Origin of the sequence: Bradyrhizobium vignae (assembly GCF_900324035.1) — a bacterium.
Taxonomy (GTDB): domain Bacteria; phylum Pseudomonadota; class Alphaproteobacteria; order Rhizobiales; family Xanthobacteraceae; genus Bradyrhizobium; species Bradyrhizobium vignae.
Map to the genome: position 1 here is coordinate 6,069,874 of NZ_LS398110.1, position 23,086 is coordinate 6,092,959.

20 protein-coding genes are annotated in these 23,086 nt (G+C 65.3%); 13 read left to right on the plus strand and 7 right to left on the minus strand.

What is annotated here, in order from left to right:
- The first annotated feature begins 40 nt into the window (after positions 1 to 40).
- Positions 41 to 982: a bifunctional helix-turn-helix transcriptional regulator/GNAT family N-acetyltransferase gene (locus tag BRAD3257_RS29570; protein WP_122404808.1), complete on the plus strand. Its 942-nt coding sequence runs from the start codon at positions 41 to 43 to the stop codon at positions 980 to 982.
- Positions 983 to 1,301: 319 nt separating this feature from the next.
- Here the strand turns inward: BRAD3257_RS29570 and moaB are convergent, their stop codons facing one another.
- Both moaB and ypfJ read right to left on the minus strand, forming a co-directional pair.
- A complete protein-coding gene (gene moaB, locus BRAD3257_RS29575) occupies positions 1,302 to 1,865 on the minus strand; it encodes a molybdenum cofactor biosynthesis protein B (RefSeq protein WP_122404809.1) in 564 nt (187 codons plus the stop codon).
- 160 nt (positions 1,866 to 2,025) lie between these two features.
- Positions 2,026 to 2,967 carry a KPN_02809 family neutral zinc metallopeptidase gene (ypfJ, locus tag BRAD3257_RS29580; RefSeq protein ID WP_122404810.1) on the minus strand — a complete coding sequence of 314 codons (942 nt, stop codon included), beginning with the start codon at positions 2,965 to 2,967 and terminating at the stop codon, positions 2,026 to 2,028.
- A gap of 417 nt (positions 2,968 to 3,384) precedes the next feature.
- Between ypfJ and BRAD3257_RS29585 the strand changes: the two genes are divergently transcribed.
- From BRAD3257_RS29585 to BRAD3257_RS29595, 3 genes are all read left to right on the plus strand, one after another.
- Positions 3,385 to 4,515 (plus strand): site-specific DNA-methyltransferase, encoded by a 1,131-nt coding sequence (locus tag BRAD3257_RS29585; protein ID WP_122404811.1) that lies wholly within the window; start codon positions 3,385 to 3,387, stop codon positions 4,513 to 4,515.
- A 189-nt stretch (positions 4,516 to 4,704) separates the two neighbouring features.
- A complete protein-coding gene (locus tag BRAD3257_RS29590) occupies positions 4,705 to 5,031 on the plus strand; it encodes a hypothetical protein (protein ID WP_122404812.1) in 327 nt (108 codons plus the stop codon).
- Positions 5,032 to 5,158: 127 nt separating this feature from the next.
- Positions 5,159 to 5,839, plus strand: a complete 681-nt coding sequence (locus BRAD3257_RS29595; protein ID WP_162500403.1) for a glutathione S-transferase family protein — start codon at positions 5,159 to 5,161, stop codon at positions 5,837 to 5,839.
- A gap of 54 nt (positions 5,840 to 5,893) precedes the next feature.
- Here BRAD3257_RS29595 and BRAD3257_RS29600 read toward each other — a convergent pair whose 3' ends face one another.
- Both BRAD3257_RS29600 and BRAD3257_RS29610 read right to left on the minus strand, forming a co-directional pair.
- Positions 5,894 to 7,903 carry a methyl-accepting chemotaxis protein gene (locus tag BRAD3257_RS29600; RefSeq protein WP_162500404.1) on the minus strand — a complete coding sequence of 670 codons (2,010 nt, stop codon included), beginning with the start codon at positions 7,901 to 7,903 and terminating at the stop codon, positions 5,894 to 5,896.
- Between the two features lie 531 nt (positions 7,904 to 8,434).
- Entirely contained in the window at positions 8,435 to 8,878 is a 444-nt protein-coding gene (locus BRAD3257_RS29610; protein WP_122406822.1) for a nuclear transport factor 2 family protein, read from the minus strand.
- A gap of 91 nt (positions 8,879 to 8,969) precedes the next feature.
- Here BRAD3257_RS29610 and BRAD3257_RS29615 point away from each other — a divergent pair, with 91 nt between their 5' ends.
- Complete coding sequence (locus BRAD3257_RS29615) at positions 8,970 to 9,893, plus strand: LysR family transcriptional regulator (protein ID WP_122406823.1); 924 nt, start codon at positions 8,970 to 8,972, stop codon at positions 9,891 to 9,893.
- Positions 9,894 to 9,998: 105 nt separating this feature from the next.
- Here the strand turns inward: BRAD3257_RS29615 and BRAD3257_RS29620 are convergent, their stop codons facing one another.
- Positions 9,999 to 10,619 (minus strand): glutathione S-transferase family protein, encoded by a 621-nt coding sequence (locus tag BRAD3257_RS29620; RefSeq protein WP_122406824.1) that lies wholly within the window; start codon positions 10,617 to 10,619, stop codon positions 9,999 to 10,001.
- 127 nt (positions 10,620 to 10,746) lie between these two features.
- On the opposite strand from BRAD3257_RS29620, the gene BRAD3257_RS29625 reads away from it, so the two are divergent.
- Positions 10,747 to 12,024, plus strand: coding sequence for a flavin-dependent oxidoreductase (locus BRAD3257_RS29625; protein WP_122404815.1), 1,278 nt, complete (start codon positions 10,747 to 10,749; stop codon positions 12,022 to 12,024).
- 245 nt (positions 12,025 to 12,269) lie between these two features.
- Here BRAD3257_RS29625 and BRAD3257_RS29630 read toward each other — a convergent pair whose 3' ends face one another.
- Positions 12,270 to 12,689: a PaaI family thioesterase gene (locus tag BRAD3257_RS29630; RefSeq protein ID WP_122404816.1), complete on the minus strand. Its 420-nt coding sequence runs from the start codon at positions 12,687 to 12,689 to the stop codon at positions 12,270 to 12,272.
- A gap of 66 nt (positions 12,690 to 12,755) precedes the next feature.
- A complete protein-coding gene (gene mutY, locus BRAD3257_RS29635) occupies positions 12,756 to 13,856 on the minus strand; it encodes an A/G-specific adenine glycosylase (RefSeq protein ID WP_122404817.1) in 1,101 nt (366 codons plus the stop codon).
- A gap of 110 nt (positions 13,857 to 13,966) precedes the next feature.
- Between mutY and BRAD3257_RS29640 the strand changes: the two genes are divergently transcribed.
- The 7 genes from BRAD3257_RS29640 to BRAD3257_RS29670 all read left to right on the plus strand — a co-directional run bounded on the left by BRAD3257_RS29640 (position 13,967) and on the right by BRAD3257_RS29670 (position 23,033).
- Positions 13,967 to 14,464: a DUF721 domain-containing protein gene (locus BRAD3257_RS29640; RefSeq protein WP_122404818.1), complete on the plus strand. Its 498-nt coding sequence runs from the start codon at positions 13,967 to 13,969 to the stop codon at positions 14,462 to 14,464.
- 127 nt (positions 14,465 to 14,591) lie between these two features.
- Positions 14,592 to 15,248, plus strand: coding sequence for a DsbA family protein (locus tag BRAD3257_RS29645; protein WP_122404819.1), 657 nt, complete (start codon positions 14,592 to 14,594; stop codon positions 15,246 to 15,248).
- Positions 15,249 to 15,465: 217 nt separating this feature from the next.
- A complete protein-coding gene (gene smc / locus BRAD3257_RS29650; protein WP_122404820.1) occupies positions 15,466 to 18,930 on the plus strand; it encodes a chromosome segregation protein SMC in 3,465 nt (1,154 codons plus the stop codon).
- Positions 18,931 to 19,040: 110 nt separating this feature from the next.
- Complete coding sequence (locus BRAD3257_RS29655; protein ID WP_122404821.1) at positions 19,041 to 20,018, plus strand: small ribosomal subunit Rsm22 family protein; 978 nt, start codon at positions 19,041 to 19,043, stop codon at positions 20,016 to 20,018.
- A gap of 138 nt (positions 20,019 to 20,156) precedes the next feature.
- Complete coding sequence (locus BRAD3257_RS29660) at positions 20,157 to 20,717, plus strand: LemA family protein (protein WP_122406825.1); 561 nt, start codon at positions 20,157 to 20,159, stop codon at positions 20,715 to 20,717.
- Between the two features lie 141 nt (positions 20,718 to 20,858).
- Complete coding sequence (locus BRAD3257_RS29665) at positions 20,859 to 22,073, plus strand: M48 family metallopeptidase (RefSeq protein WP_122404822.1); 1,215 nt, start codon at positions 20,859 to 20,861, stop codon at positions 22,071 to 22,073.
- A gap of 207 nt (positions 22,074 to 22,280) precedes the next feature.
- Entirely contained in the window at positions 22,281 to 23,033 is a 753-nt protein-coding gene (locus tag BRAD3257_RS29670; protein WP_122404823.1) for a P-loop NTPase family protein, read from the plus strand.
- The last annotated feature ends 53 nt before the right edge of the window (positions 23,034 to 23,086 follow it).

Below are 23,086 nucleotides of genomic sequence, written 5' to 3' on the forward strand. Positions count from 1 at the left end.
CAAATAATTAATTGACAATGGCAAATATCGAGGTGATCCCATGCTGTCCAAATCGACCGAACAGGTCTCCGACGACCACATCGCAGCGGTCCGCGCCTTCAACCGCTTCTATACCCGCAAGCTCGGCGTGCTCGACCAGCACCTTGGCAAGACCCCGTTTTCGCTCAGCGAGGCGCGCGTTCTTTATGAACTGGCGCATCGCGACGACCTTGCGGCAAAAGAAATCGGAAACGAGCTTGGTCTCGACCCCGGCTATCTCAGCCGCATCGTCCAGAGCTTTGACGAAAAAGGGCTGATCACGCGAACACCCCTGGCCGCGGATCGTAGGCAATACCAGCTCAGCCTCACCGCCAAGGGCCGCCAGGCTTTCGCCAAGCTGAACCTGAGCTCGCAAAACGAGGTCGCTGCGATGCTGGCTCAGCTTTCGGCCGACGATGCAACGCGGCTCACGCAGGCCATGGCAACCATCGAGGCGGTGCTGGGGCAGCGTCGAAGCCGGCCCGCGGCTTTCGTGCTGCGCAGCCATCGCGTCGGCGACATGGGCTGGGTCATCTCACGGCAAGGCGCCGCCTATGCCGCGGACTACAACTGGGACATCAGCTACGAGGCGCTGGTCGCCGAGATCTGCGCACAGTTCATCAAGAACTACGACGCCGCGCGCGAGCACTGCTGGATCGCGGAAATGGAAGGCGAGCCGATCGGCTCGATCTTTCTGGTCAAGGCCACGGACGAGATTGCGAAGCTGCGCCTGTTGCAGGTGGAGAAGAAAGCACGCGGACTCGGTGTCGGCCGCGCACTGGTCGAGCAATGCATCCAGGGCGCCCGCGAGAGGGGCTACAGCAAGATGACTCTGTGGACGCAGAGCATCCTGGTCGCCGCGCGCGGGATCTACAAGAGTGCGGGATTCAACCTGGTCGCGACCGAGCCGCATCACAGCTTCGGGCAAGATTTGATTGGGGAAACGTGGGAACGGGATCTCTGACGATCTCGCAGCGAGCGAGATGCGCGTTGCTGTGCCCTCTTCCCCTTGCGGGAGAGGGCATGTCAACTAGCAAACACAAGCTCGCTCGGGTGAGGGATATCTCACCGATGCGGATGGATACCCCTCATCCGGCGCTTCGCGCCACCTTCTCCCACAAGCGCAGAAGGAAGCGGTCCGCACCTAAAGCGCGATGAGATTTGGATGAATCGTCATCGCGCTCTAGGTTATTGTTTGCGCGTGATCTTTCCGGAAAACCGCTTCGCACTTTTCCGGATCATGCTTTAGCTCAGCATTTAGCTCAGCATTCAAGCAACAATCATCACACCGTCGCGCCTTGCGCCTTCGGGCGGCGCAAATGCTCGTCCAGCCGCGGCATGATCTCGACGAAATTGCAGGGGCGCGTGCGGTAGTCGAGCTGGGCTGCGAGGATGCCGTCCCAGCCGTCGCGGCAGGCGCCGGGCGAACCCGGCAGGCAGAAGATGTAGGTCGCGCCCGCAACGCCGGCGGTGGCACGGCTCTGGATCGTCGACGTCCCGATCTTGGCGTGGCTCAGCATGTGGAACGCGATCGAGAAACCGTCCATGCGCTTCTCGAACAGCGGCTCGATCGCCTCCGGCGTCACGTCGCGTCCCGTAAAGCCGGTGCCGCCGGTGGTGATGACGACGTCAATGCCGCTATCGGCAATCCAGCGGCGGATGACGGCACGGATCGCCTCGACGTCGTCGGTGACGATCTCGCGCGCGGCGAGATGATGGCCCGCAGCCAGGAGACGGTCGACCAGGGTCTGGCCGGACTTGTCATCCGCAAGCGCGCGCGTGTCGGACACGGTGAGCACCGCGATATTCAGCGGGATGAACTGCTTTGTTTCGTCGATGGAGGTCATGTTGCGTCTTTCGTGTCCCGGACAAGGTGCGGCGCATCAGCGCCGCGCCGCAGAGCCGGGGCCCAGTTCGGAGACTTGGGAGACCGGCATTGTGGGCCCCCGGCTCTGCAGCGCACCGCTGAAGAAGCGCTGCGCTGCGTCCGGGGCAAGGTGTCGAGAATTACAACGCTCCCGCACCGAATGTGTTGCAAGCCTGGACCGTGCCCTGCTGGTAGCCGGTCATGAACCACTGCTTGCGCTGCGCCGCCGAGCCGTGGGTGAAGGAGTCAGGCACGACGCGGCCCGTGGCCCGGCGCTGCAGCGTGTCGTCGCCGATCGCGCTCGCCGTGGTCAGCGCGGCGTCGATGTCGCCGGGCTCGAGGAAGTTCGGACGCTTCTTCGCCTCGCGATTGACCCACACGCCGGAGAGACAATCCGCCTGCAACTCGACCTTCACCTGAAGCGCATTCGCCTCGGCCTTCGAGCCGGCCTGCTGCTGCAGCCGCGTCACGCGCGGAATGATGCCGAGCAGGTTCTGGATGTGATGGCCGGCCTCATGGGCGATGATGTAGGCGGTGGTGAAATTGCACGCCGACTTGCCGGAGCAGCCGCGGAAGCGCGTCTCGACCTCGCGGAAGAACGAAGTGTCGAGGAAGATGGTGCGATCAGGTGGACAGTAGAACGGCCCCATCGCCGACTGCGCCATGCCGCAGCGGCCACCATTGGTGGCGTTGCGGAACAGCACGATCTTCGGACCGGTATAGGACTGACCGCTGGCCTGGAAGATCTCGCTCCAGCGGTCGTCGATCTCGCCGAGGATGCCGGAGATCATGCTGCCCATCTCGTCGGTCGGCGCGCCGCGCTTGCCCGAGGACGCCTGACGGTCGGTCTGGTAGGTCGGCGCATGGCCGCCGCCGCTGAGGATCTCGGCGCCGCCGATCAGGATGCGCGGGTCGATGCCGAAGGCATAGCCGATCAGGCCGAGCACGATGATGGTGCCGATGCCGAGCCCGCCGCCGCCCATCGGCAGACCGAACCCGCCTCCTCCACCGCCGCCAAAGCCACCACCCTCATCGCGACGATCCTCGATGTCGTCGCTGCGGCGGAAGTCATCGTAGCGCATGGCGGCCTTTCCTCTGGGGTCCCTGATTCAGTTTCGACGGCGCACAATGGTGCGAAAGCTCAACGCGCCACACACGTAAAATTTCCGTTGCGTTTATCAATATCGTGGCCGGCAAAAATTGCCTAGTGCGACAGCATGTCGGTGCCAGCAATTTTTTCCGAGGGTCGAGCAATTTTTTCCGAGGGAAATTTGCAGCCATCTTGCAGCCATGATTGCGGCCGCGAGCCGAGCAAACGCGAAATACACTGTAAAACAAGGCGCATGCGCGCGACAACACGCGCACAAGCGGCGATGCACGGCCTGCTCACAAAAGTAGCGGGTTAAGTCGATTTTTACTTTGCCGCTTCAATGTAGCGGTCAGTCGGTTGTTTGGTCCCGCGTCGCCGACAGCGTCGCCTGAATCAGAGTTCTTGAGTCATGGTAGAGTCGCGTCGCGGGGCGTCTGCAAGGGCGCCCCGCACAAATTTCGAGTCTCCGTCGCATCGCATCATCGTCGGCGATTGCGTCGCCGAGATGTCGAAGCTTCAGGCAGGCAGCGTCGACCTGGTGTTCGCCGACCCGCCCTACAATCTCCAGCTCAAGGGCGATCTCAAGCGCCCCGACGAATCCCATGTCGATGCCGTCAATCACGACTGGGACAAGTTCGATTCGTTTGCTGCGTATGACAATTTCACCCGCGCCTGGCTGCTTGCCGCCCGCCGCGCGATGAAGCCATCCGCGACGATCTGGGTGATCGGCTCCTATCACAACATCTTCCGCGTCGGCGCGATCATGCAGGATCTCGGCTTCTGGCTCCTGAATGACATCGTCTGGCGCAAGACCAATCCGATGCCGAACTTCCGCGGCCGCCGTTTCACCAACGCGCACGAAACGATGATCTGGGCCGCGCGTGACGAGAAGGCCAAGGGCTACACGTTCAACTACGAGGCGCTGAAGGCCGCCAACGAGGACGTGCAGGCGCGGTCTGACTGGCTGATCCCGCTCTGCACCGGCGAGGAGCGTCTCAAGGGCGCCGACGGCAAGAAGGTGCATCCGACGCAGAAGCCCGAAGGGCTGCTCGCGCGCGTGCTGCTGTCGTCATCGAAGCCAGGCGATCTCGTGATCGATCCCTTCAACGGCACCGGCACCACCGGCGCTGTCGCCAAGCGCCTCGGCCGCTCGTATATCGGCTTCGAGCGCGACAAGACCTATGCGAAAGCCGCGGAAGCACGCATCGCCGCGGTGGAGCCGCTGCCTGAGGCAAGCCTTGCCCCGTTCATGACAGCGCGCGAGGCACCGCGCGTCGCGTTCTCCGAGCTGATCGAGCGCGGCATGATCATGCCCGGCACGAAACTGTTCGACGCCAAGAAGAAGCTGGGCGCGCTGGTGCGCGCCGACGGTGCCATCATGCTCGGCGACAAGGTCGGCTCGATCCACCGCATCGGCGCGGTCGCGCAAGGCGCGCAGGCCTGCAACGGCTGGACCTTCTGGCACGTCGAAACCAAGAAGGGTCTCAAGCTGATCGACGAGCTGCGTGCCGAGATCCGCGCCGGCATGGCGGCGGAGTAGCCCTCCCTCCGTCATTCCGGGGCGCGCAAAACGCGAACCCGGAATCCATCCTGCTACAGCACATCCGGCCCAATGGATCCCGGCTCGCGCCAAGAGGCGCGGCCCGGAATGACGGCGGCGGATGGTTGAAAGCCGCCCCTGCCAGGACTAGATTCGCCCGATCAGCCCCGTCCTGACCGGTTGGGCTCCATGCGACGACAGTCCGAGACATTGCTGCTGGTGCCGCTGCTGCCGATCTTCCTGGTCGGCATGTTTCCGATGTTCCTGATCGCGCTTCTCGGTTTCTTCGGTCTGGCGCTGTTCGGCGTGCTCGTGATCTGCGTCGGGCTCGCCAGCAGCAACGAGGCGCACGACAATTTCAACCATGACGTCATCGTTCACGGCTACGCGCGCGGATCGGAGCGCGCGGCGCGGGCCTCCGACATGCATCTCGCCGCGCGGCTCGGCCTGCGGCTGGAGGCCGTGGGCACGGCCATGGTCATTACGGCGGCAATCGGCCTCTGTTACGCCGCCTGATCTGCGCCACGCGCAGACACCGCCCGGCAAACTCGCCGGTTGCTCTCCCGCAACGGGCTCAGGCAAGACAAGGCCCGCCCAACGACGCCTCGTGCGCACGCGGCAACAGACACCGAGGAGATGTGTGATGCTCAAATTCTATTTCAACGGATCGCCGAACCCGACCAAGGTCGCGCTCTATCTGGAAGAGTCCGGCCTGCCGTTTCAGCCGGTCGCGGTCGACACCCGCAAGGGCGAGCAGTTCACGCCGGAGTTCCTCAAGATCAACCCGAACGGCAAGGTGCCGGCGATCGACGATGGCGGCACCATCGTGTTCGACTCGAACGCCATCCTGCTTTATCTCGCCGAGAAGACCGGCAAGTTCCTGCCCACGAACCGCGCCGAATTGCTGTCCTGGCTGATGTTCATCGCCACCGGCGTCGGGCCCTATTCGGGCCAGGCCGTGCACTTCAAGCATTTTGCGCCGAAGGACCAGAACCACGATTACGCCCATAACCGCTACCAGTACGAGACCGATCGCCATTACAAGATTCTCGACGGTCACCTCAAAGACCGCCGCTACATGGTGGGCGACAGCTATTCGATCGTCGACATGGCGCTGTGGGGCTGGGCGCGGATGGTGCCGTTCAAGCTCGGCGACGACGCCTTTGCGCGATACCCGAATGTGAAGCGGCTCGTCGACGAGATTTCGGCACGCCCGGCGGCGGCACGCGCCATCGCCCTGAAGGACAAGTTCACCTTCAAGGCCGAGATGGACGACGAAGCGCGCAGCAACATGTTCAAGCACATGACGACCAAGGTGGCTTGAGCGCGCCGCTCTTCGAGGCCACGCGCATGCGCGTGGCCTCTTGCGTTTGAGACTTCAGGCGGAGTGGACCGAACTCAGGAACTTGGCCACTTCCAGCTTGAGGCGGTTGCTGTCGGCCGAGAGCGAGCGCGCCGCCGACAGCACCTGCGAGGAGGCCGAGCCGGTCTCGGAGGCGCCGCGCTGCACGTCGCTGATGTTGGACGACACGAGCTGCGTGCCTTGGGCCGCCTGCTGGACGTTGCGGGAGATCTCCTGCGTCGCCGCGCCCTGCTGCTCCACGGCGGCGGCGACCGTGGACGAAATCTCCGACAGCCGCTCGATGGTGCCGCTGATCTCCCTGATCGAGCCGACCGACTCCTCCGTCGCGGCCTGGATGCTGGAGACCTGCTGGGCGATCTCGCCGGTGGCCTTCGCAGTCTGCTCAGCGAGCGCCTTGACCTCGGAAGCGACCACCGCAAAGCCGCGGCCGGCTTCGCCCGCACGCGCCGCCTCGATCGTGGCGTTCAGCGCCAAGAGGTTGGTCTGGCCGGCGATGGTGCTGATGAGCTCGACCACGTCACCGATCCGGGCGGCGGCCTTGGAGAGCGCGCCGACGCGCTCGTTGGTCCTGCTCGCCTGACCGACGGCCTCGGTGGCGATGCGGGCGGATTCCTGCACCTGACGGGCAATCTCGGATACCGAGGAGGAGAGCTCCTCGGTCGCCGAGGCGACCGCCTGCACATTGGCCGAAGCCTCCTGCGACGCGCTGGCGACCTCCGTCGAGAGGTCCTGGGCCCGCGCGGCGGTCGTGGTCAAGGTGCCTGCGGAAGCTTCGAGCTCGCTCGACGCCGACGATACCGTGTTCACGATCTCACCGACCGCCTGCTCGAACTGATCGGCAAGCCGGACCATTTCTTTCTTGCGACTCTCGGCCTGCCGCGCCTCGAGCTCGGCCTGCTCGGCCCGCATGCGCTCGGTCTCGATCATGTTGTCCTTGAACACCTGGATCGCCTTGGCCATGTCGCCGACCTCGTCAGCCCTGCCGCGGCCGGGAATCTCGACCTCGAGATTGCCGCCGGCAAGCCGCCCCATCGCGTGCGTCATCGAGGTCAGGGGACCAACGATGCTGCGCCCGATCAGGAAGGCGACGATGCCACCGAACAAGATGGCGAGCCCGCCGGCGATCTCCTGAACGGTCGTCGTGCTGGCGATCACGGCTTCGGCATTGTTGCGCGAGTCCCGGTAGTCCTTCTTCAGGGTCGTTTCCGCGGCCTTGAGCTTGCCGATACTGTCGACGATGAGGGGCGCGAGGTTCTTGTGGTAGATCTCGTCGGCTTGAAGCATCGCGGCGGACGTCGTCTCGAATGCCGATTTGTAGATTCCGAGCGAGGTCTTCACCGGCGTGAGCGTGGCGCGCAACTCCGCCGCCTGCGGGCTCTTTTCGATGGCCGCGAGCCGTTGCGCTGCCCTGTCCACACTCGCCCTGAAATTCGCAGGCCCCTGGACATCACGCACGGCTAGGAAACGCCAGGTTGCGACCCGAACAAGAAGGATTCTGGATTCGAGGTCGGCGACCAGGGCCGCCGTGTCTTCATCGACGGCAGCCCGCGCCGCGTCGACCAGCTTGCCCATCTTGACGGCCAGCTCCTCTCCACTGGGGAGCAGCGTCGCCTTGCCGGTTCTCACCTCGTTGACGGCGTCCCCGAGATTGTCACGCAGGCGTCGCATCTTGGCGATGTCGTCGATCAGGCCGTTGTAGAGCGCTCGCCGCTCCTCGGAGAGCGTCCCCTGCGCGCCCACCCGCAGCAGCTCGGTCGCCGCGGTTTCCCGCTCTTGCGCCTCCTTCATTGCAGGCTCGTTGGCGTCGTAGACGTAGCGCAGGTTGGCCCGTTGGATCGCCTGCAAATGGGCTGATATTTCCAGCACCCGTGCCGTGCTGTCGGAGAGGGCGGATTGTCTTGCGACCTGATCCTGCACGTACCGCAAATTCCAGACGGCAACCACTGCCATCACGAGACCGACCGCCACCAGGGCCATGAAGCCTGCGTACAGGCGTCCCCTGATCCGCAAACGAAATTTCGGCATTCCCACTGTCCACCCAGATGCATTTGAATTCGAGGGGTCGGACAGCTCCGGCGATCGTCACGGCCACTCCGGCAGCCGCACGCCGCGCCCTGGCGACCCACGCTGCACCGCGACACAATGGGGGACACTTCTTAATTGAACCTTCAAATTCTTCGCGGGCATGCGCATCAGCGCACGATAATTTGCTGATTTTATCGGCAATCGAGCAAGGCTTTCGCGCAGACCAGCAGCCGCATGCAGCGTGGTGCATGCATTTGCCAGGATGAGTACCGATCGGGCGCCCATAAATAGAGGCTGCATCTTGGATCTCTCTATTTCCGCCGGACAGGCTTTTTCAGCTCGTACGCAATCTCCGACAGCGTCATCCCGAAATCCAGAAGCTCACGCTCGCTCATGGCGGCGAGCTGGCAGTGCATCCGCGCGCGCTCTCGCCGCAGCCGGATGATCTCCGCCAGCTTGCGCCAGACCGATACGACCCTCGCAGGCCGTAACGAATGGCGCCGGCCGGCAGACCAGATCGGGCTCAAGCCGTCAGCCCGCGGCTCTCGCGGCCGTTTGTGGAAACGGGCCGAGCGCCTTCTCGGTCAGAACAGAGTCGCAGTACTCGCGGATCTCCTTGATCTTGCCGTCCTCGAGGCGAAACACCAGACAATAGTCGTTGTCGTAACGCACGCCTTCGGGTGTGACGTTGTCACCCTTGGCTTCGACGACGACGACGTCGCCATCGGCAATGAAGCGATGGGCGATTGTACGCGTGCGGTCGCGCAGGCGCGTGCGCACATAGCCGTGCAGATCGTTGAGGATCGCCTCCTTGCCCGAAAAGGTGCGGGACCAGGAATATTGCCCGGTCACGATCCATTTGGCGTCGTCGGCAAGGCTGGCGCTGAACAGCGCGCGATCGCGCGCGGCTGGATCGGGATCGGCGGCAGCGGCAAAGATATCCTGCATCAGTTTCTTGTTGGCGGTCGCGTTCATGGCGGCATCTCCGTGGTGTGACATCGCGAAGATCATCGCTGGTCGATCAGAATTCTTCAAATCGATAGTAGATATGATATATATTCACACCATGAATTTGAATGCGCTTGACCTCAATCTGTTGACCGCCCTCGACGCATTGCTGCGCGAGGCCAATGTCAGCCGCGCGGCGTTACGGCTCGGGCTGTCGCAGCCGGCGGCGAGCCATGCGCTCCAGCGCCTGCGCGACATCTTCGGCGATCCGCTCCTGGTACGCACCGGCGCGCGGATGGAGCTGACGCCGCGGGCGCAAGCCCTGCGCGCGCCGCTGGCGCAGGCGCTCGACCAGGTGCGCGGGCTGTTCGTCCCTGACGAATTCGATGCCGCTCGCAGCGAGCGGCAGTTCCGTCTGATGATGCCGGACCTCGCGGTCGAGCTGTTGATGCCCCCGCTGATGGAGAAGGTGACGCGGGCTGCACCGAATGTCCGCATCGACGTCGTGCCCTGGCGGGGATCGGCGATCTTCCACGCCGAATTCGCCCGCACCATCGACCTCGTGATCTCGATCGGCAATGCCTTCAAGGGCTTTCACCGCCAGCTGCTCTACACTGACAGCGACGCGCTGGCGGTGCGGCGCGGCCATCCCATTGGAGCGAAGCTGAAACGGCGCGAGGCGTTCCTGGCCGCGCGCCATGTCGGCGTGATCATCCGCGGCAGCGCTGAGGACCTGATCGACACCTGGCTGCGCAGCAAAGGCATCGAGCGACACATCTCGCTGGTGGTGGCGGGCTATCTCGAAGCCTTGCACGTCGCCGCGCGCACCGACCTCGTCGCTTTCGTGCCGCGCCGGCTGATCGCGGCGCTGTCGAAGCAGCTCGGCCTCGTCACGGTGACGCCGCCGCTCGACCCCGGGATCGACGAGCAGTTCATGTTCCACCCGACGCGGGCCCAGATGGACCCGGGCTCGATCTGGCTGCGGCGGCTGATGCTGGAGACCGGACGGGAGCTAGCGAAGAAGGAGCGGCGCGTTGGGTAGCTCTCGTAAGGAGTGGGCAAAGCGAAGCCTGCCCACCATCTGTTGTCGCCGGACGAAGATGGTGGGCACGGCGCTTTGCGTCTTTGCCCGAGAGCCGCGCTGCCTTCACGCCTTCTGCGCGTCCATCACCTTGCGGATCGCCGGGCGATCCGACATGCGCTTGAAGTGATCAGCGATCCTCGGCGTCGCATTGATGTCGACGCTGTCGCCTTCGAGCCAGGTCGAAAGCGTGTAGAGATAGGGATCGCAGACCGTGTACTGCTCGCCCATCACCCAGGGCCCCCGAAACATCTTCTGCTCGATGAGCTTGAAGCAGGCCGCCATGGTCTTCGGCACCATAGCCTTCATGTCGGCGAACGAGCTCTCCTCCGTCGCCCAGCGCGCGCCGCGCATCTTGTGGGCGTGGTTGATGTGCACGGTCGAACAGAGATAGGAGTTGAACGACTGCACCTGGGCGAACTCGAAGGGATCGTCGAGCGGCGCGAGCTTCGCCTTGGGGAACACTTGCGCGATGTAAGCCAGCATCGCCGGCGTTTCGGTCAGGACGCCGCGATCGGTGACGAGCGCGGGCACGCGGCCCTTCGGGTTGATGGCGAGATAGTCCGGGCTGTTCTGCTGGTTGTCCTTGAAGCTCAGCCGTTCGGCCGTGTAGTCGGCGCCGGCCTCTTCCAAGGTGATGTAGGTGGCGAGCGCGCAGGTGCCGGTGGCGTAGTAGAGCTTGAGCATGTCGGACCTCATGAGAAAGCTGGAAAATAACGGCTGTCGACCCCAAGGTCCATAGCACAACATCCTCTTCGCAGTTGCCCACCTCCGCCCGGCTGTGCCAAGACGCCTGCAACTGGAGAGTTTTCTCATGACGGTACTCGTCGCCGGTGGCGGCATCGGCGGGCTGACCCTTGCGCTCAGCCTGCATCAAATCGGCGTTCCCGTGAAAGTGTTCGAGAGCGTCGCGGAGCTGAAGCCGCTCGGCGTCGGCATCAACGTACTGCCGCATGCGGTGCGCGAGCTGATCGAACTCGGCCTGATGGATAAGCTCGACGCCAGCGGCGTGCGCACCCGCGAGCTCGCCTATTTCTCCAAGCACGGCAAGCCGATCTGGAGCGAGCCGCGCGGACTGGACGCCGGTTACAAATGGCCGCAATTCTCGATCCACCGCGGCACGCTGCAGCAGCTCCTGCTCGACACCGCGGTCGAGCGGCTCGGCCGCGAGAACATCCTCACCAGCCATCATCTGACCGGCTGGACCGAGACGGCGGACGGCGTGCGCGCCGACTTCATCGACAAGGCGACCGGCAAGGCCGCCGGCACTTTCGAGGGCGCGATCCTGATCGCCGCCGACGGCATCCATTCCGCCGCGCGAGAAAAGCTGTATCCCAATGAAGGCCCGCCGATCTGGAACGGCCGCATCCTCTGGCGCGGCGTCACGCCGGCAAAGGCCTTCCTGACCGGCCGCACAATGATCATGGCCGGCCACGAGATCCTGAAATTCGTCTGCTATCCGATCTCGAAAGAGCCCGACGCAAACGGCAACCACCTCATCAACTGGGTCGCGGAGCGCCACATGCCACCGACCTATCAGTGGCGCCGCGAAGACTATAACCGCACGGCACGGCGCGAAGAATTCCTGCCCTGGTTCGAGAGCTGGCAGTTCGACTGGCTCGACGTGCCCGGCCTGATCAGGAACTGCCCGCACGCCTATGAATATCCGCTGGTCGACCGCGATCCAGTCTCGCAATGGACCTTCGGCCGCGTCACGCTGATGGGCGATGCCGCGCATCCGATGTACCCGATCGGTTCGAACGGCGCCTCGCAGGCGATCCTCGATGCCCGCGTCATCACGCGCGAGATTCTGGCGCATGGCCCGACGCAAGCAGCGCTGCTCGCCTATGAAGCCGAGCGCCGGCCCGCAACCGCCGACCTCGTCCTGCTCAACCGCAAGAACGGCCCCGAGCAGGTGATGCAGCTGGTCGAGGAGCGCGCGCCTGACGGCTACGAAGTGGTCACCGACGTGTTGTCCCAGCAGGAGCTGGAGGACGTTGCCGCCAACTACAAGCGCGTTGCGGGCTTCCAGGTGGAAGCGCTGAATGCGAAGCCGCCGATCGTGAGCAAGGATGCGCGCGCGGGAGCATGATGCTCTCGCTCAAAGCGAGATGCGCATGAATGTGCCCTCGGCCCTTGTGGGAGACGGCATCGCCGCCAGTAGACGCGGACTCCCTTGGGTGAGGGGTTGTTTCCGCATTCCTCTCTTAGTTTGAATTCGCGGACAGATGCCCCGCATCCGGCGCTTCGCGCCACCTTCTCCCACATCCGCCTTCGCCAAGGCTTCGGCGGACATGAGAGAAGAAGGGAAGTGGAGCACGCGGCTGGAGTCGCGCCTCACTTCACCACCCTCGCCGCTTCCAGCAACCGCTCGCTCGCGCTTGCCGTCGCGAGCACCGTGCCGTCTTCCGCCATCAGCTTGCCCTCGACGAACGCGATCGTCCTGCCGAGCTGCGTCACCCTGGCCTCGCCGACGATCGGGCCAGGCTTGGCGGGCGCCAAAAAATTCACGGTCATGCTGATGGTGGTGGTGTAGAGCCGCCCCTCGCTCATCACCAGCACGGCGGGACCCATGGTGTCATCGAGCATCGCCGAAAGCATGCCGCCCTGGATGAAACCTGCGGGGTTGCAGAATTCAGGTTTGGCCTCGAAGCCCAGTCTGATCCAGCCCTCCTCCGGACGGGCATCGAGCAGGCGCCATCCGAGCAACTCGGCGCAGGGCGGCCTTGGAAAATCGTCGAGCGCGGTCTTGACCATGCGAGGCTCCATCGCGCCGTGATAGCGCAGCGCTGCTGCCAGCGTGCTGTCAGGAGCACGGGCCGATCAAACATCCAGTGCGTGCGCAATCACCTTGCGCATGACGTTGGGCAGCGCTTCGTCCGCGAGGCTCGCGATCGGTACCCAGCGCATGCCAGCGGGCGCGCGGGTGCGGGCTTCCACCTGCGCCGTGTAGACCACCAGCTCCAGAGGAAAATGCGTGAAGACATGGGTGACCACGCCCACCTTGCGCTGCCAGCGCGACAACCCCTTCAGCTCCGGCGCCTGCTGTTTCGCCGCCGCGTCCTCTTGGCCGGCCAGCCAGTCCGAGCCCGGCACTTCCGTCATGCCGCCCAGCAGGCCCTTCTCGGGCCGCGAGCGGACGAGCAGTTCGTCGCCACGCGTGATCACAAAGGCGGCGCCGCGCCTGAGCGTCCCGCTCTTCTTCGGCGCCTTGCGCGGGAACGTCTCCTGGGAGCCTTGCGCGCGCGCCGTGCAGTCCTCGTTCAGCGGGCACAGCGAGCAGGCCGGCTTCTTCGGCGTGCAGATCGAGGCGCCCAAATCCATCAACGCCTGTGCGCTGTCACCGGCGCGGGAATCCGCCAGCAACGTCGCCGCCAGTTGCTGGATCAAAGGTTTTGCCTGCGGCAGCTCGTCCTCGACGGCGAACAGGCGCGATACCACGCGCTCGATATTGCCGTCGACCGGCATGGTGCGCCGATCGAAGGCGATCGCCGCGATCGCCGCCGCCGTGTAGGGCCCGATCCCCGGCAGCGCTCGTAGCCCTTCCTCAGTGTCGGGAAAGACGCCGCCGTGCTCGCGCGCCACCGCCACCGCGCAGGCGTGGAGATTGCGTGCGCGCGAATAGTAGCCGAGCCCGGCCCACATCCGCAGCACGTCGTCGAGGGAGGCCCGCCCTAGCGCCGTAACGTCGGGCCAGCGTGCGACGAATTTTTCGAAATAGGGCCCGACCGCCTTCACCGTGGTCTGCTGCAGCATGATCTCGGAGAGCCAGACGCGGTAAGGGTCCGACGCCTCCCCGGGCGCGGCGCGCCAGGGCAGTCGGCGGCGATGGCGATCGTACCATTGCAGGAGCAGCATCGGACGCGATGAGGTCTCCGGTCGAATTGGTTTCGATTTGAGGTTCAGGGCGGATCTGCGGCTCATGCGCTCACTGTAACGGCCCCATGCCAATCTCTCCACGTCGTGCCCGCGCTGGTCGCGGGCATCCACGTCTTTCTTCGTGGTGGCCCGCCCGAGGTGCTATAAAGCCCGCCATGTCCAAATCCGGCCCCATCTTCAAGCCCGGTCCCATCAGCGCAAAACCGCTCGGGATCCTGCTCAATGACGTCTTTGCCGAGGCCTATGCCAAGCAGGGCTTCGCCGCACGCGAACTGGTGACGCGGTGGGCGCAGATTGCGGGGCCCGAGATCGCGGCCCATGCCGAGCCACTCAAGATGCAATGGCCACGCCCGGTCGAGGGTCAGCCGCAGGAGCCGGCAACCCTGGTGCTGCGGGTCGAGGGGCCGATGGCGCTGGAGATCCAGCACTCGGCCGACGTGATCCTGGAACGGGTCAACCGCTTCTTCGGCTGGAGCGCGGTCGGCAAGCTGGCCTTCCGCCAGGCCCCCCTGTCGCGGCCGAGGGGCCGGAAGCGGCCCGGCCCGCCAGACCCCAAGGCGGTCGCCAAGGTGGCGGAGAGCCTCACCGACATCGAAGATGAGCAATTGAAGACGGCGCTGGCGCGGCTCGGGGCCGCCATCAAGCGAAATTGAGCCTCATTCCGCGCCCAAACTGAACCCGTGCCTGCGGCCTGCCATTGCCTCAGGCGACGTTTCAAGCTAGCGACAGGCCGCCCGAAGGGGAACCTCGGGCGAACCTTGCCAATCCCGGGAGCCGACCTTGATCATCACCCGCCGCGCCTTCACCACGATGCTGTCGCTGACCGGGCTTGCCGCGCTCGCCGGGATCTCGCCGCTGCGGTTCATTTCCGACGCGATGGCGCAGTCCGCCGCCGATGTGGCCAAGCCGGTGTCGCTGCCCGACATGGCGCTCGGCCCGAAGGACGCCGCCGTCACCATCACCGAATACGCCTCGATGACCTGCCCGCACTGCGCCGCCTTCAACGAGCAGGTGTTCCCGAAGATCAAGAAGGAATACATCGACACCGGCAAGGTGCGTTACATCTTCCGCGAGTTCCCGCTCGACATCAAAGCCGCCGCCGGCTCCATGCTGTCGCGCTGCATCGCCAAGGACGACGCGCCGAAATACTTCGCGGTCACCGACATGCTGTTCCGCCAGCAGAACGACTGGGTGGTGAAGAACACCACCGAGACCCTGACGCGGATCGGCAAGCAGGCCGGCCTCACCCAGCCGCAGGTCGAGTCCTGCCTGAAGGACCAGGCGCTGCTCGACAAGATCGCCGCCGACCAGAAATATGCCAGCGACGTGTTGAAGGTGGATTCGACACCGACCTTCTTCATCAACGGCGAGAAGATCAAGGGCGAAGCCTCGTTCGAGGAGTTCGCCAAGAAGATCAATCCGCTCCTGAAGAGCTGATTCGCTCGTCAAGATCCTGATTCGCATCTCGAAAGCCGTATCTTTCCCGGCATAAATCCCTTGGGAAAAGCGGCTTTCGCCGGTTGCCCTCGCGGCGCACCGCGGCCATTGTCCAGCCGCATGAGGCGCCTCGCGCGACTCGCCCGGATAGCGACATTGCCTTCCATGGTATTGTCCCGGCAGGGGGATTCGTGCCTGCCAACAGAGATGCGTGCTTATGAAAATCACCCGCCTGCGCCTTCACGGTTTCAAGTCCTTCGTTGAGCCTACGGACTTCGTCATCGAGCCCGGTCTGACCGGCGTGGTCGGTCCCAACGGCTGCGGCAAGTCGAATCTCGTCGAAGCGCTGCGCTGGGCGATGGGTGAGACCTCGTACAAGTCGCTGCGCGCCGCCGACATGGACGCGGTGATCTTCGCCGGCTCCGGCAACCGTCCGGCGCGCAACCATGCCGAAGTGACGATGACGATCGACAATGCCGATCGCACCGCGCCTGCGGCGATGAACGACAGCCAGATTCTCGAGATCTCCCGTCGCATCGAGCGCGAGGCTGGCTCGGTCTATCGCATCAACGGCCGCGACGTGCGCGCGCGCGACGTGCAGATCCTGTTCGCGGACGCAGCCACCGGCGCGCGTTCGCCGGCCCTCGTCCACCAGGGCAAGATCGGCGAGATCATCCAGGCCAAGCCCGAGCAGCGCCGCCGCGTGCTGGAAGATGCTGCCGGCGTCGCCGGCCTGCACGCCCGCCGTCACGAGGCCGAGCTGCGGCTGAAGGCGGCCGAGACCAACCTCACCCGCGTCGAGGACGTGATCGGCCAGCTCTCCGGGCAGATGGAAGGCCTGAAGAAGCAGGCCCGCCAGGCCGTGCGCTACCGCGAGGTCGCGGCCAAGGTTCGCAAGGCCGAGGCCACCCTGTTCCATCTGCGCTGGATCGGCGCCCATGCCGACGTCAACGAATCCGGCCAGACCCATGATCTCGCCGTCCGCGAGATGGCCGAGCGCACCCAGCACCAGGCCGAAGCCGCCCGCATTCAGGCGATCCGCGCCGCCGAGATGCCGGCGCTGCGCGATGCCGAAGCGCGCGCCGCCGCCGGACTGCAACGCCTCACCAATGCCCGCGAACAGCTCGACCGCGAGGAAGAGCGCGCCAAGGAGCGCGTCGCCGAGCTCGAGCGCCGCCTCGCCCAGTTCGAAGGCGACATCTCGCGCGCCCAGCAGCAGACCATGGATGCCGACGTCGCGCTGCAGCGGCTCGACACCGAAGACGCCGAGCTGAAGGAAGAGATCAAGTCGCGCGTCGAGAAGCGCTCCGGCGTCGACGAGCGCGTCGCCGAAGCCGAGGCGGTGCTGACCGAAACCGAGCAGCGCTTCGCCGAGCTGACCACCGCGCTCGCCGACCTCACCGCCAAGCGCAACCAGTTGGAAGCCAACGTCCGCACCCACCGCGACAAGCTCGCCCGGCTCGACCAGGAGATCGCGAACGTCGCCGCGGAAGAGCAGAAGCTCACTGAGGCGACCGGCGGCTTCGGCGATCTCGATGAGCTGACCGCACTGGTCGAGACCGCGGAGCAGACGCTGGCAGCTTCCGAAGCCGCGGCGCAGGCGAGCGAAGCCGCGCACGTTGCCGCGCGTCAGACGCTGGAATCCTCGCGCGCGCCGCTGGTCGAAGCCGACAAGCGCGTGCAGCGGCTCGAGACCGAAGCGCGCACCATCTCCAAGATCGTCAACGGCGAGACCAAGAACCTGTGGCCGCCGATCATCGACGGCATCACTGTCGACAAGGGATTTGAAAAGGCGATCGGCGCCGCGCTCGGCGACGATCTCGACGCGCCGATCGATCCGTCAGCGCCGATGCGCTGGACCAATGTCGGACACACCGAGGGCGATCCGGAGCTGCCCGAGGGCGCCGTGCCGCTTTCCAATCACGTGCAGGCGCCGGCCGAGCTGGCGCGCCGCCTGGCCCAGATCGGCGTGGTGCCGCGCGAGCGCGGCGCCGAGCTGGTCTCGCAGCTCAAGACTGGCCAGCGGCTGGTCTCACCCGAAGGCGACGTCTGGCGCTGGGACGGCTTTGTCGCCGCGGCGCACGCCCCGACCGGCGCCGCACGGCGTCTTGCCGAGCGCGCCCGCCTCGTTGATATCGAGAACGAGCTGGAGCAGGCCCGCATCGACGCGCAGATCAAGCGCCAGGCGCTGGAAAACGCCGAGTCCGAGCTGCAGATGGCCGCGAGCACCGAAGGTGCCAGCCGCGAAGCTTGGCGCGCCGCGCAGCGCGAGCTCAACGTCGCGCGCGAGCGCCACGCCAATGCCGAGCGCGAGATCAGCCGCCACGCCGCCCGCAAGGCGACGCTGTCGGAAGCGCACAGCCGTCTCGCCGCCGATCGCGCCGAGGCCGAGGCCGCCTACGAATATGCCGCGGCCGGCATCAGCGAGCTGCCGTCGAGCGAGGACACCGAGACCCAGCTCGCCGCCGTCCGCAGCGACATCGAGGGCCACCGCCGCATGGCCGCCCAGGTCCGCGCCGAGGCGCAGGCGCTGGCACGCGAGGCCGAGCTCGCCGACAGGCGCGTGCAGGCGATCCTCGCCGAACGCACCGAGTGGCAGAACCGCAAGGAGAGCGCGGCCTCCCACATCGACACCATCCAGGCCCGTATCGCCGAACTCACGATCGAGCGCAGCGAACTCGAAAACGCACCGCAAGTGTTCGCCGAGAAGCGCAGCGCGCTGATCACCGAGATCGAATACGCCGAGAACGACCGCCGCATGGCCGCCGACGCGCTCGCCGCCGCGGAAAGCGCGATGGCGGAGACCGATCGCGTCGCCAAGCTGACGCTCGAAGCGCTCTCCAGCGCTCGCGAGGCCACGGCGCGCGCCGAGGAGCGCATGGAAGGCGCGCGGCGCCGGCTCGAGGACATCGAGCGCGAGATCCGCGACATGCTCGAAGTCGAGCCGCAGGCCGTCGCCGGCCTTGCCGAGATCGAGCCGGGCGCGGAGCTGCCGCCGCTGCACGACATCGAGGAAGACCTCGAAAAGATGCGCCGCGACCGCGAGCGCCTCGGCGCGGTCAATTTGCGCGCCGAGGAAGAGCTGCGCGAGGTCGAGACCCAGCACACCGGCCTCGTCACCGAGCGCGACGACCTGGTCGAAGCCATCAAGCGGCTGCGCCAGGGTATCCAGAGCCTGAACAAGGAAGCGCGGGAGCGGCTCCTGACCTCGTTCGACGTCGTCAACAACCACTTCAAGCGCCTGTTCGTCGAGCTGTTCGGCGGCGGCGAGGCCGCGCTGCATTTGATCGAGAGCGACGACCCGCTGGAAGCCGGTCTCGAAATCATCGCCAAGCCGCCGGGCAAGAAACCGCAGACGCTGTCGCTGCTCTCGGGCGGCGAGCAGGCGCTGACCGCGATGGCGCTGATCTTCGCGGTGTTCCTCACCAATCCCTCGCCGATCTGCGTGCTGGACGAAGTCGACGCACCGCTCGACGACCACAACGTCGAACGGTACTGCAACCTCTTGCATGAGATGACCGGCTCGACCGACACGCGCTTCATCATCATCACGCACAACCCGATCACGATGGCGCGGATGAACCGGCTGTTCGGCGTCACCATGGCCGAGCGCGGCGTCTCGCAGCTCGTCTCGGTGAGCCTGCAAGAGGCCGTGGAGATCCTCGACCAGAACGTGGCGTGATATCTCCGGCGTCATTCCGGGGCTCGCGGGGCGAGAGTCCGGAATCTCGCGCTACAATCTCGAACTTCCGGGTTCGCGCTGCGCGCGCCCCGGAATGACGGTGGGCAAACATGATCTCGCCCATTCTCCCCGCTGAACTCAAGGCCGCCCTCGACGGCAAGCTCCAGGGCTTCTCGCGGACCGACGCCGCACAGCGATCGCAAAAGATCTCGACCGCCTATCGCGCCGGCGGCGGCTCCGGCACCATCAAATCGGAGGCCGATGCGCTCGCCTATGCGCTGGCGCGGATGCCGGCGACCTACGCGGCCGTGGCCGCCAGCCTGAATGCGCTGACCGAGATCGCGCCTGGCCTTGCGCCTGAAACGCTGCTCGACGTCGGCGCAGGTCCGGGCACCGCGAGCTGGGCCGCCGCGGAAGCCTTTCCGTCGCTGCGCGATTTCACGCTGCTCGACGCCAACGCCACGCTGAGCCGGCTCGCGCTGGAACTGGCGCGCAACAGCACGCGCCTCGCGGAGTGTCGCCATCTTCCCGGCGATGCCGGCGGCAACCTCGCCGAGGTCTCGCAAGCCGACCTCGTCGTCGCCAGCTACGTCATTGGCGAGCTCAACGAAGGCGACCAGCGCAAGCTTGCGGAAGCGATGTGGGCGAAAGCGCGCCATGCGTTGGTCGTGATCGAGCCCGGCACGCCCGCGGGCTATGCCCGCATCCTCGCGCTCCGGCAACAACTGATCTCGGCCGGAGCCCACGTCGCCGCCCCCTGCCCTCACGACAGACCCTGCCCGCTCATCCCGCCCGACTGGTGCCATTTCTCCCAACGCCTGCCGCGCTCCCAGGCGCATCGCCAGATCAAGGGCGCCGAGGTGCCGTTCGAGGACGAGCGCTTCATCTACGTCGCCCTGACACGCGCGCCGCCGGCGACGCGCGCCGCGCGCGTGCTGGCGCCGCCGGATGTCGGCAAGGCCGAGATCACGGCCAAGCTCTGCACCGAGGCTGGGGTCGCGCTGACGAAAGTCCCGCGGCGCGACAAGACGGCCTATGCCGACGCCCGGCGCTGGCGCTGGGGCGATGCGATCATGTCCGAAAGTTAATTCCGCCGGCCGTGCTTCCCTTGAACTCGGACGGTTCCTCGTCCGACCAAGCCTTACCTTCCCTCCATGCCGGGGCTCTCGCCCTGCGCCAATTTGGTCTACCCTAGCGCCTGCTTCTTCCCGCTTCAGGAGTTCTTCATGTCGACCGGCTGGATCGTTCTCGGCGTCATCGTCGTCCTCGTGCTGTTCGCCTTCAGCGCCTACAACCGCCTGGTGGCGCTGAGCCAGCGCGTCGGCCAGGCCTTTGCCGATATCGACGTGCAGCTCAAGCAGCGCCACGACCTGGTCCCGAACCTGGTCGAGACCGTGAAGGGCTATGCCTCGCACGAGCGCGGCACGCTCGACGATGTCATCAAGGCGCGCAATTCGGCGATGGCGGCGCAGGGACCGGCTCAGGTGTCCGCGGCGGAGAACCAGCTCTCCGGCGCACTCGGCCGGCTGATCGCGCTGTCGGAAGCCTATCCCGACCTCAAGGCCAATGCCAATTTCCAGCAGCTCGCATCCGAGCTCTCCGATCTCGAGAACAAGATCGCGGCCAGCCGTCGCTTCTTCAACAACGCGGTCCAGGAATACAACACCGGCATCCAGCAGATGCCCGCCGCCCTGTTCGCCGGCATGTTCGGCTTCACCAGGAAGGACTTCTTCGATCTCGGCACGAGCCGCACCGAGGTCGAGGCGGCGCCGCAGGTGAAGTTCTGATTGCAACATGACCCCTCACCTTCGTCGTTCCGGGGCGCGTCGAAGACGCGAACCCGGAACCTCGAGCGAGACACTAAGCTCTGGATTCCGGGTTCACGCCGTTGGCGTGTCCCGGAATGACGGAAGCCAACGGAAGCAGCCATGGCCGCGTATGGTCTCTACACGCACATCGCCTCGAACAAGTTTCGTTCGATGCTGCTGCTCGCCGGCCTGTTCGTGCTGGTCTATGTGCTGGTCTATGCCGGCGCGCTGGTCGCCGAGGTCGTCATCAACGGCAACGAGACTGTCGCCTATTATTTGAAACGCGCCTTCCACGACCTGATCGTCGCGGCGCCCGTTGCGACGATCGTGACGGCCGCCTGGGTCGTGATCGCCTATTTCTTCCACCAGTCGATGATCGACGCCGTGACCGGCGGCCACGACGTGACCCGGCAGGAACAGCCGCGGCTCTACAATCTGCTCGAAAACCTCTGCATCTCGCGCGGCATCACCATGCCGAAGCTGAAGATCATGGAGAGCCCGGCGCTGAACGCGTTCGCGACGGGCCTCAATCCGCGGCAATATTCGATCACCGTCACCACCGGTCTCCTCGATGCGCTGAACGACAAGGAGATCGAGGCGGTGCTGGGCCACGAGCTGACCCACATCAAGAACGGCGACGTGCAGCTCATGGTGGTCGCCGTCATCATCGCCGGTGCGGTCGGCTTCTTCGGCGAATTGTTCTTCCGCCTGTTCACGAGCTTCGACTGGAGCCCGAGCTCCGGCGGCTCATGGTCCTCGGGCTCCTCCTCGTCGTCGCGGTCGTCCTCGTCGTCGAGCGACAGCAAGAGCTCCGGCGGCGGCGCGATCATCGTCATCATCATCGCGGTCGTGCTGATCGTTCTGGCCTGGCTGCTGTCGCAGGTGGTGAAGCTCGCGCTATCGCGGTCGCGCGAATATCTCGCCGATGCCGGCTCGGTCGAGCTGACGAAAGACCCTGATGCCATGATCTCGGCGCTGCGCAAGATCGAGGGCCGCGGCGAACTGCCCGGCGCGACCTCGGCCGTGATGGAGCTCTGCGTCGACAATCCGCGCGAAGGCTTTGCCGATTTGTTCGCCACCCACCCTTCCGTGCAGTCCCGGGTCGATGCGCTGGTCAAGTTCGCCGGCGGCCGTGACCCTGGTCCCCTGCCAGGCCCCACTGAAGAGACTGATCAACCCGAGATGGAACAGCCCGGAGCGCAAGATACCCCACCGCCGCTGTCGCACGGGCCATGGGGCGATGCAGCCGCTCCGGCCAATCCGCCGCCCGTTCCCACACCAAGCCCCTCAGGCGTCCTTCCAGCCAATCCGATGGGACCATGGGGCCGCCACTGAGCCACGCGATCGGGCGCCGTTCGTGGCAGGTTTGACACCGATAGGGAAAAACCTCGGGAATTGCCGCAACAGGGGCGCAAGGAATTGAATTCTCCCTTGTTTCTGCCATGTTCGCGCCCAACAGCAGACCTGGGACGTCTTTTGGGACATCGATTTGGGGCCTGGCCGATTGCGACCTCGCGATCGGGGGCGCGTTAGGGGACAGCAATGGCAAAGCCGGCAGTGGTTGTGGTGGGCGCGGACAAGGGCGGGGTCGGCAAGACCACGGTGTCGCGTACCTTGCTCGATTATTTCTCAGCCAACAACGTGCCGACGCGCGCGTTCGACACGGAGTCTCCGCGCGGAACCCTGAAGCGCTTCCACCCCGACATCACCGAGATCGTCGACATGACGACCACGGCCGACCAGATGAAGATCTTCGACACGCTCAATACCGTGAGCCCGTCGGTGACCGTGATCGACGTCCGCGCCGGCCTGCTCTCGCCGGCGCTGGCCTCGCTGCGCGACATCGGGTTCCTCGACGCCGCCAAGGCCGGCCAGATCACCTTTGCCGTGTTCCACATCCTGGGACCCTCGATCGCCTCGCTGGAGGAGATCGCCGAGACCGCCGGCTTCATGGGCGGCGCAAAATATTTCCTGGTGAAGAACTTCATCAATGACACCCAGTTCTTCCAGTGGGACCAGGCGACTTACAATTCGTATTTCCACCGCATCAAGGACGCGACCGAGCTGACCATCCCCAAGCTCAACGAAATGGCCTATGAACAGGTCGAGGTGTCTTCCGTCCCGTTCCTGAAATTCGTCGCCAACAAGGGCATCAACGACGATGCCGCCAACTATTCGTTCGTGCTGCGCGGCTATGTCCGGCACTGGCTGGCGAACGTCTGGAGCGAGTTCGACCGCATCCGCCTGACCGACATCGTCGGTTCGAAGCCGGTGACCCGCAACAGCGAAAAATAGTTGCGGCCATTGGGCGGATACGGCTGGATTGGGCGACGAGTTGGCTCAAATAA

Excerpts from the sequence above, each read along its gene's own strand:
- BRAD3257_RS29630 (WP_122404816.1), bottom strand. The coding sequence starts at position 12,689 with ATGGTCAAGACCGCGCTCGACGATTTTCCAAGGCCGCCCTGCGCCGAG.
- ypfJ (WP_122404810.1), bottom strand. The coding sequence starts at position 2,967 with ATGCGCTACGATGACTTCCGCCGCAGCGACGACATCGAGGATCGTCGC.
- BRAD3257_RS29590 (WP_122404812.1), top strand. The coding sequence starts at position 4,705 with ATGCGACGACAGTCCGAGACATTGCTGCTGGTGCCGCTGCTGCCGATC.
- BRAD3257_RS29670 (WP_122404823.1), top strand. The coding sequence starts at position 22,281 with ATGGCAAAGCCGGCAGTGGTTGTGGTGGGCGCGGACAAGGGCGGGGTC.
- mutY (WP_122404817.1), bottom strand. The coding sequence starts at position 13,856 with ATGAGCCGCAGATCCGCCCTGAACCTCAAATCGAAACCAATTCGACCG.
- BRAD3257_RS29660 (WP_122406825.1), top strand. The coding sequence starts at position 20,157 with ATGTCGACCGGCTGGATCGTTCTCGGCGTCATCGTCGTCCTCGTGCTG.
- BRAD3257_RS29620 (WP_122406824.1), bottom strand. The coding sequence starts at position 10,619 with ATGCTCAAGCTCTACTACGCCACCGGCACCTGCGCGCTCGCCACCTAC.
- BRAD3257_RS29625 (WP_122404815.1), top strand. The coding sequence starts at position 10,747 with ATGACGGTACTCGTCGCCGGTGGCGGCATCGGCGGGCTGACCCTTGCG.
- moaB (WP_122404809.1), bottom strand. The coding sequence starts at position 1,865 with ATGACCTCCATCGACGAAACAAAGCAGTTCATCCCGCTGAATATCGCG.
- BRAD3257_RS29655 (WP_122404821.1), top strand. The coding sequence starts at position 19,041 with ATGATCTCGCCCATTCTCCCCGCTGAACTCAAGGCCGCCCTCGACGGC.
- smc (WP_122404820.1), top strand. The coding sequence starts at position 15,466 with ATGAAAATCACCCGCCTGCGCCTTCACGGTTTCAAGTCCTTCGTTGAG.
- BRAD3257_RS29570 (WP_122404808.1), top strand. The coding sequence starts at position 41 with ATGCTGTCCAAATCGACCGAACAGGTCTCCGACGACCACATCGCAGCG.
- BRAD3257_RS29665 (WP_122404822.1), top strand. The coding sequence starts at position 20,859 with ATGGCCGCGTATGGTCTCTACACGCACATCGCCTCGAACAAGTTTCGT.
- BRAD3257_RS29640 (WP_122404818.1), top strand. The coding sequence starts at position 13,967 with ATGTCCAAATCCGGCCCCATCTTCAAGCCCGGTCCCATCAGCGCAAAA.
- BRAD3257_RS29585 (WP_122404811.1), top strand. The coding sequence starts at position 3,385 with ATGGTAGAGTCGCGTCGCGGGGCGTCTGCAAGGGCGCCCCGCACAAAT.
- BRAD3257_RS29610 (WP_122406822.1), bottom strand. The coding sequence starts at position 8,878 with ATGAACGCGACCGCCAACAAGAAACTGATGCAGGATATCTTTGCCGCT.
- BRAD3257_RS29615 (WP_122406823.1), top strand. The coding sequence starts at position 8,970 with ATGAATTTGAATGCGCTTGACCTCAATCTGTTGACCGCCCTCGACGCA.
- BRAD3257_RS29595 (WP_162500403.1), top strand. The coding sequence starts at position 5,159 with ATGCTCAAATTCTATTTCAACGGATCGCCGAACCCGACCAAGGTCGCG.
- BRAD3257_RS29600 (WP_162500404.1), bottom strand. The coding sequence starts at position 7,903 with ATGCCGAAATTTCGTTTGCGGATCAGGGGACGCCTGTACGCAGGCTTC.